Here is a 7,515-nt window from a genome sequence, read left to right as displayed (position 1 = left end):
AAACATCAACCTACCAAGGGAATCCATATTCTGAACAACGATTAGCTAAAATTTCCCCGAACGATGGAGATGTTTGGTTGCAAACAGTTGGATATCTAAATCCAGATTCATCAAAGGATTATTTGACTGCAAAACATTTGAATGATTTTAATACGCCAGCTAGCAAATTTAAGGATGTATTTGCTATTATATCCTCCAAAGGTATATCTGGTACCGAGGTTTCAGAAATTTATTATACAAAATATTTCGGTCACTTAGGATATTCTGTAATAGGTGACAGTAGTTCATTTTTACTTGTTAATTACATTAGTGTTAAAGGAAGGAAAGTTGGAAAGTATGTTGAAATGGAAAATTCCAAAGCAATTTTCCAAAATAATGGTTATAAAATGCAGCATCCGTTTTTGTTGTTTCTTAATAACAAAAGGTGATAGTTTATGAAAACATTAATCTTTTTTTTATTCGTTTTTTCTATGAATATTTATTTAGCGCAAGAAAATAAGTCCTCCTCTTTTTTTTCAAATGTGGACGTAGGAGTTTATGGTGGAATTAATATTAGCAATGATTCTAAAACTGGAGGCACTTTTATTCTAGATCTTAAGCCAGAATTAACACACAATTTTAATATGAATTTAGCGCTAGGATATTCAAAATCATTTGCCGGCGCCTCCTATACTGTAAAATCCTATTCAATAAATACGATTAACGGTATTCAATTCTATTATACACATCAATATAATGTTAATGAAAAGAGCTATGATTTAATTCCTCTTTATTTGGGAGTACAATATATTTTTAAGCAAAACACATTATCACCATATTTTTTGTTTAATCTTGGTTACAATTTTATCATTGATACTAAATATTTTAAATCTCCTACAGTGTCAATATCCTATCCATCATTGGAAGGTATACCAAATGAATATAAAACAAAAAATATTGAAGATAATCCCTCTAATTCCTTTGGAATACTTTTTGGGTTAGGTACTGAATTAAATATTTCTTCAAAATTAGGATTAGATATTAGATATTTCTATAAATATGATACTCAGATTATTAACACGCATAATTTAATCATAGGGATAACCTTTTAATTATTGCTAAAGTAAATATGATCTTATAATGCCATATAACCCGTTTTCCAAGCCGACCGCTTTAAACTGTTCGGCATTTGTATTGTTATAGCGTTACTTTGTAAAAGTTAGTTACTCTTTAAAGTAGGTTGCAATAAAAAAGTATTTATAAATTTATTGGCGTATGTGTTTTAAGTAGCAAAGCTGTGTTGGGCGGCGGCTTAAAAACCACGCCGTTAGTTTGCAAAAATATTTTAGTGCAAGTGTAGTCATAAATGCTGGTTTTTCGTTCGGGTTTTTCTTTTTGGTTTTGGTGTCTGCGTATTTTCAGTTATCGTTATTTATGTCAGTTAGTTCTTATCAGGTTTAGTTGTAAAAGTCGTCTTGCTAATTGCTCAAATGTTTTGGGGGTTGTTTGCTGGTTTTGTGTCGTCGCTAATTTGTAAGTGCAGCATTTTGGTTTTTTGTTTTTTTCCGTTGTAAAGTGAAATCGTTGATAAAATTAATAGTTCACCAAAAAACAAAAATATTACAGTAAATAGGGGTGGAGTAATTTGGGCATGGGTTTTCAAAGCGGGTTAATTATTAATTAAAATAGTACTAAATCGTCATAAACGTAAAAAGTAAAAACTAACTCGCAACCCAAACCGACCGCTTCTTCGAACCGGTCGTAGTGAATAAAAATAGACATTGGTTTTTTAGTAATAGTTGTACAATAAATGTGATTTACAAAACGGAGTAGTTTAAAACAATAGGGGTAGGTTTATTAAATCGTCATTGTAGTTCTGGGCGGCGGTTTAGTTGCCACGCCGTTAGGCACTGTGTGATTATGAGAAGTAATATAATAATAGAAAAAGAGAAAGATAGGATAAGAAACATTATAATCGATAAAAATTCTTATGAAGTTGAAGATTATGAAAGGTATGATGGGAAAAACTACCACACAGTCATTCCTATGCACGAGATTGAAAAGCTTAATAAAGAGGAACTACCATCCAATTTTATTTTTTATTTGCATGATACGAATGAATATATAAATATTAGATATTCACCGGATATCTCAATTGAATATGAATTAAGCAAAGAAAATGAAAATGTATGTATATCATTCTTCGGTACTATCACAAATGATTATAATCCAGATGATGATCTTATAATGAATAAATTATCTGAAGTTGTAAAACTTCGAGCAAAAAAAACTAGCGATGTCCGCATAGAAGAGATAAGAAAGTCACTCGGGGAATATTCTATTACATTTCTCACAACAATAAGTTTTTCTACTTTTCAAGAACTTAACCAGAAGGTGAGTGACCTTATAAAAATATTAATTCTGAATGCTGTCATGCCCATAATGCCAGACGATTTTTCATTAAATATATTTCATACTGAAGAGGAATTTTCTAAAAATATGATTATTCCACTATTTCGGAGACTTGGTTTTCAAGACGTAAAGTATAAACATGGCAAAGATGAATACGGAATAGATATATTATTATCAAAGCTAAATGAATTAAACGCCCAAGAATATTGGGGCATTCAAGTGAAAAAAGGGAAAATATCTGGCTCAGCAAATTCAATTATTGATAAAATCATTTCACAAATAGACGACGCCTTTAATATTCCGTTCGAAACAACAGATTCTCCAAATCCAGTTTATATATCTAAATTAGTAATTATCACGGATAATCATTTTTCAAATAATGCTACAAAAAAAATTAATTCGAAGATTAAAATACCATCTAATAGAAATAATACTTTGTTTATTGATTATGACAAATTATGTAATTTATTACAAAAGTAAGGTCTGTGCCTAACCCGCGCCTCAACAGCGACCGCTTCTTCGATGCGGTCTAATTGAGTCGCATTTGGGTTTGGCTTTTCAGAATTAGTTTGTTGTGTAAAGTTGATTTGGTTCTTTAAACTGATTTATAAATAAAAGTTGCGTTGACAAAACCGGCATTGTTGTTTTGGGCGGCGCGTTAGGCGCAACGCCGTTATGTTACTAAATAATATCTATGAAAATGAAATGGTATAAATACTTTTTACTCTTTATACTTGTGTTATCAAGCTGCAAGGAAAAATCCACTGAACCAATAGTTACTTCGTTTCCAAGTAACTATGTTATAGCTTATGATACGCCTGGTATTGGAAATATATATCTCTATAATTCTTTGACAAAATCGTTGGTTAATATTACTTCAAATGTAGTTGATACGTTTTACTATGCATATGTTTCATCATTTTCAGACGATGGGCATGAACTTCTTTTTACACTTGATTATAGAAAAAGAGGAGCCGAAGATTTATTGTTATGTGATAGAGATGATATATTTTCTTACAACTTAATAACTGGTCAAACTATAAGAATAACTGACACCGAATTCCGAGAAACCAACCCTAAATATTCTAAAGACAAAAAGACAATTGTTTATCAATCTTTTGAAAAAGGTTATTCAGAAATTTATATAATTAAGCAAGATTCAGATAATAAGATTCCAGTTTTTATTGACACGGGATGGTATCCAACCTTTCTCTCTGACGATAACCAAATATTATATTCTTCTAACCCGAATTATAGTCCGGAATTTTACCTCTATAATATAAAAGATAGAACAAAGGAAAAATTAATAAACATTAATGGTTCGGAGCCCTCTGTTTCTACTGATAATAAAATATTTGTTTTTAAAGGAAGTGACGGTATTTATAAATATGATTTTGCAACTAGAACTGCAACCTTGTTAGTCCCAGACCCAAACACAACTGGCTTTGATATAAATTTGAATCCGAAAATATCTGGTGATGCAAAATATATTCTTTACATAAACACTTTGGGCCCAATGAGCCATGCATACTTATATAGTTTTGAAAATAAAAATAAAATTGATATGGGAATAGTATTTGTCGGTGATTTTACAAAGGATAGTAAAAATGTAGTTTCATTACAAAGAGATGGTATGCATTTATATAATATTTATTCTCAAAAAGATTCAGTTCTTTTACCTTATCAGATATTGAGCTTTGATATGGCAGTTAGTTCAATTAAATAAACGTAACATAACCCGCCGCTCAACACGGACAGCGTTTTTCAGTGCGGCATTTGTGTAATTATAAAGTTGCGTTTGCAAAACCAAGTTGCTCTTTAAGGTTGTTTGTTCTAGGAAATATTTTAACAAATTAGAAAGTAGTTGCAGCTATTCGGCATTATTGTTCTGGGCTGCCGGTTAGCGGCAACGCCGTTATACCGTTTAGTAAACATTCAATAAAATAATAGAATGAAACAGAAACATATTTTAAAAATATGGAGAACTCTTAAAGCTAAGCAGCCTTATATGGATTCATTTATGAAGAATTATATGCTTAGGCAAATTGGTATTCCAAGAAACAAGATGTTGGCTAGTAAAGAGAACTATATGTCTGTTATTGATTTCTGTTTAAAAACTCGCCGAACTCCAAATTCAAAAAAATTGAAAGCCGCGGAAAATTATTTCAATAGGAATTATGAGAATTTTAAATCACTTTTAAGAGAAGGTAATTACAAAGCTCTAAAAGAACTTGTTGAGAAAGCTAAAGGAAATGGAGTTGGACAAAAGATTGAAGCATTCATATTAGAAGTGTTCATTTTTTATGGAAAACTGGGCAAAAGAAAATTATTAAAGGATTTGTATGTGCCATTAGATTCACACACAATAAGAATGTTTGATGAAGCATTAGATTTGGAAAGTGTTCCAAAGAAAAATATTTCCAAAAAGAAAGTAGATAAATTTCAAGATGAATTAAAAAGATATATTCCAAAGAATGGTGAAAGAATATATTTTGATTACTTATGGTATATCGGTAAAGTATTTTGTCAAAAAATAAACAATGGGAAAAATACTTACAGCAGAGGCTTTAGGTTATGCAATGATTGTTGGATTAAAAATAATTGTCAAATAAAAGACAAATGGAAATTTTCCAACTAATCATAAAAACGGTATAACCCGCCAATCAAGCGGACGCCGTATTCGCATTTGGCATTTTAGAAATTATAAATTTGGTCGTTCCGTTTCGGCTAACTTGTTTAAAGTAGTTCTATTAAATAACATTGTTGCAAACTGCGCTTACGATGAAAGTTAAGCACAGTTTGCCAAATCATCGGCATTAGTATTTTAAGTGGCATCTCTGTTCTGGGGCGCCGCTTATCGGCAACGCCGTTATACTTACTTAAAATGGAGGTAAATATGAGATAGCACTCATTTAAAATGAGTTTAGAGGGTGTCGAAACATAATCAGTAAAAAAAGAGGCAAAAATGAGACGGACAGTATTATCGGTATTTCTATTTGTATTCATCCTATTGAGTTGTGATGAGCAGACGATAGATGATAACTATATTGAAATTAAGCAAGCTATTCCTAGCCCTGCCAGGGTAGGAGATACGCTTAATATACTTTTGACAAACATAAATAGTCTGTTAAATGTGTCAAGTATTGAACAAGTGAAAGTATTGTTAGACGAAAATAACAAAACATATATTTTCCAAGCGACAGGCTACTATGACCAATTCCCCGTAAAAGAGTACGGCCACTTTTTTCATTCTAAATTAATTGACTCACTTATAGCATTACACTATGTTCCTGTGATACAATGCATTATTGATAGTTCTTATCCCGGACAAAGTAAAATCGGTGTTCAATTAAATGAAAAAATACTGAGGAGCAACATCATTCTAAACATCAATAAATAGGAGGTTCTCTATGTTCTGGAATCAGTTAATTAAAAATTTGTTTCTCTTTATCATAATTTTTACAATTTCTTCAAGTGCTCAAAGTAAAAGAGAAACGTATGTAGTTGAATTAGATTCGATGGTCAGTTTTAAGAAATTTACATTATTCAATGGCTATCTGGATAATACGAGTTTGATTAACTCTATAAATGATGCAACTGAAAAGAGTAATAAAAAATTGTTGGATGTTGCAAAGTTTTTCGAAAAAATAAAACCGCTGTCAATAAGAAAATTTATTCGAAGATTACCGGAAGATGTAGCATACTTAACAACAACTTCTGGGAAGAAATTTAATGTAGAAGGATTTCAAAAATTATTAGTTGTAGAAACGTTTTCGAAGATTGATGTTAATACTCTGAACGATGAGTTAAAAACAAATAAAACTGTAAAGAAAATAACTCACGACGCGGAAGTTGCCGTTTCCACATGGCCTCCAAATGATCCATATTACACTTCACAACCACAGTTTTACAGCAGTTCATATAACATTCATTTACCACGAGCATGGAATTATTCAGCGGGTAATTCTGGGATAAAAATTGCTGTGGTAGATAATGGGATTGATTATACACATACCGATCTTGGAGCCGGATTCGGAAGTGGGTACAGAATACGCGGAGGTTGGGATTATAAGGATAACGATTCCGATCCGAGACCAACCTACTCTACCGAAACACATGGCACACCAATAGCCGGTATCTTAGGAGCTATTAATTGGAATAACACTGGCGTAGTTGGAATTGCCGGAGGTTCATCTTCTGCAATTTCATCAGGATGCCAAATATTCAGTTTGCGCGTAACAGACGAAGATGTTGGTGAAAACGGCGTTAATATGTTGCAAGCATCACTTATATCTGAAGCTGTATTCGAAGCAGCAACTGATCCAAGTGTCAATAACGGATTCGGTTATGGCGTAAATGTTATTAATTGCAGTTTCGGTAGCTTAACTGGAATGTATTGGGATTGGGGAAGTTTATTTTATCAGTCTTACTATAATTCTTTTGCATGGGCATATATAAATAATGTAGTGGTAGTCGCAAGCCGAGGGAATGTTGGAGGAGATGTTACGGCAGAGACAGTCATTTACCCGGCAAGTTTTTCAAATGGTCATGTCGTTATGTCAATTTCGGGAGTCAACGATTACGGTTACATAGCATCACAAAGCTGTTATGGCAACGGTGTAACGCTATCAGCACCATTTTATTTAAACTACACGACCCAAAATAATAATTCGTATGGAGATTTTGCTGGTACATCAAATTCGGCTCCGTTTGTTGCGGGCGTCAGCGCTTTAGTGTTTTCTAAATTTCGTGAAAGAAGTATGCCTATTCTCGGTGAAGACGTACAAGAAATTTTAAAAAAGAGCGCTGAACCTACAAGCGATCCATATAGGTATGGTTCCGGTCGGCTAAATGCTGGACAAGCCCTTCATATTTCAAGCGCTCCATTTAATATGTTGCATTTAACTGCAAGCACTAATAGAACTGTTACAACCGTTTCTAATCCATTAAATAATCTGATTGCTTTTTATTATCCCTATGGTTTATATGCAGTAGCAGAAACAAAAAAAATTCAAGGGACGGTTCATATCCCGGATAGTTTTATTTTAGAAACCTCTGAAAAATTATCCAGAATTTAAAAACTTTTTAATGAAAAGCGTTGTAAGAGAATAAACAAAAAAGAGG

Annotated in this window: 7 protein-coding genes; all 7 read left to right on the top strand. The window is 32.4% G+C overall.

Features of this window, described 5'->3' with window-relative positions; all coding sequences use genetic code 11:
* A partial coding sequence (locus ACSSV9_RS14490) for a hypothetical protein (RefSeq protein WP_437347976.1) occupies positions 1 to 428 on the top strand: 428 nt, incomplete at its 5' end.
* A 6-nt stretch (positions 429 to 434) separates the two neighbouring features.
* Positions 435 to 1,091: an outer membrane beta-barrel protein gene (locus ACSSV9_RS14485; protein WP_437347975.1), complete on the top strand. Its 657-nt coding sequence runs from the start codon at positions 435 to 437 to the stop codon at positions 1,089 to 1,091.
* A gap of 808 nt (positions 1,092 to 1,899) precedes the next feature.
* Entirely contained in the window at positions 1,900 to 2,871 is a 972-nt protein-coding gene (locus tag ACSSV9_RS14480) for a hypothetical protein (protein ID WP_437347974.1), read from the top strand.
* Positions 2,872 to 3,085: 214 nt separating this feature from the next.
* Positions 3,086 to 4,117 carry a TolB family protein gene (locus tag ACSSV9_RS14475; protein WP_437347973.1) on the top strand — a complete coding sequence of 344 codons (1,032 nt, stop codon included), beginning with the start codon at positions 3,086 to 3,088 and terminating at the stop codon, positions 4,115 to 4,117.
* Between the two features lie 225 nt (positions 4,118 to 4,342).
* Positions 4,343 to 5,029, top strand: coding sequence for a hypothetical protein (locus ACSSV9_RS14470; protein ID WP_437347972.1), 687 nt, complete (start codon positions 4,343 to 4,345; stop codon positions 5,027 to 5,029).
* A gap of 327 nt (positions 5,030 to 5,356) precedes the next feature.
* Positions 5,357 to 5,791, top strand: coding sequence for a hypothetical protein (locus ACSSV9_RS14465; protein WP_437347971.1), 435 nt, complete (start codon positions 5,357 to 5,359; stop codon positions 5,789 to 5,791).
* A gap of 10 nt (positions 5,792 to 5,801) precedes the next feature.
* Positions 5,802 to 7,469, top strand: a complete 1,668-nt coding sequence (locus ACSSV9_RS14460) for a S8 family peptidase (protein WP_437347970.1) — start codon at positions 5,802 to 5,804, stop codon at positions 7,467 to 7,469.
* Positions 7,470 to 7,515 lie beyond the last annotated feature (46 nt).

Origin of the sequence: Melioribacter sulfuriphilus (genome assembly GCF_051488685.1) — a bacterium.
Taxonomy (GTDB): Bacteria; Bacteroidota; Ignavibacteria; order Ignavibacteriales; family Melioribacteraceae; genus Melioribacter.
The sequence above is the reverse complement of the archived record's forward strand: the minus strand, read 5'-3'. Positions and strand labels throughout refer to the sequence as shown.

What these genes read in the sequence shown, in the direction of transcription:
- ACSSV9_RS14480 (WP_437347974.1), top strand. Translation starts at nt 1,900, where the DNA reads ATGAGAAGTAATATAATAATAGAAAAAGAGAAAGATAGGATAAGAAAC.
- ACSSV9_RS14485 (WP_437347975.1), top strand. Translation starts at nt 435, where the DNA reads ATGAAAACATTAATCTTTTTTTTATTCGTTTTTTCTATGAATATTTAT.
- ACSSV9_RS14475 (WP_437347973.1), top strand. Translation starts at nt 3,086, where the DNA reads ATGAAAATGAAATGGTATAAATACTTTTTACTCTTTATACTTGTGTTA.
- ACSSV9_RS14460 (WP_437347970.1), top strand. Translation starts at nt 5,802, where the DNA reads ATGTTCTGGAATCAGTTAATTAAAAATTTGTTTCTCTTTATCATAATT.
- ACSSV9_RS14470 (WP_437347972.1), top strand. Translation starts at nt 4,343, where the DNA reads ATGAAACAGAAACATATTTTAAAAATATGGAGAACTCTTAAAGCTAAG.
- ACSSV9_RS14465 (WP_437347971.1), top strand. Translation starts at nt 5,357, where the DNA reads ATGAGACGGACAGTATTATCGGTATTTCTATTTGTATTCATCCTATTG.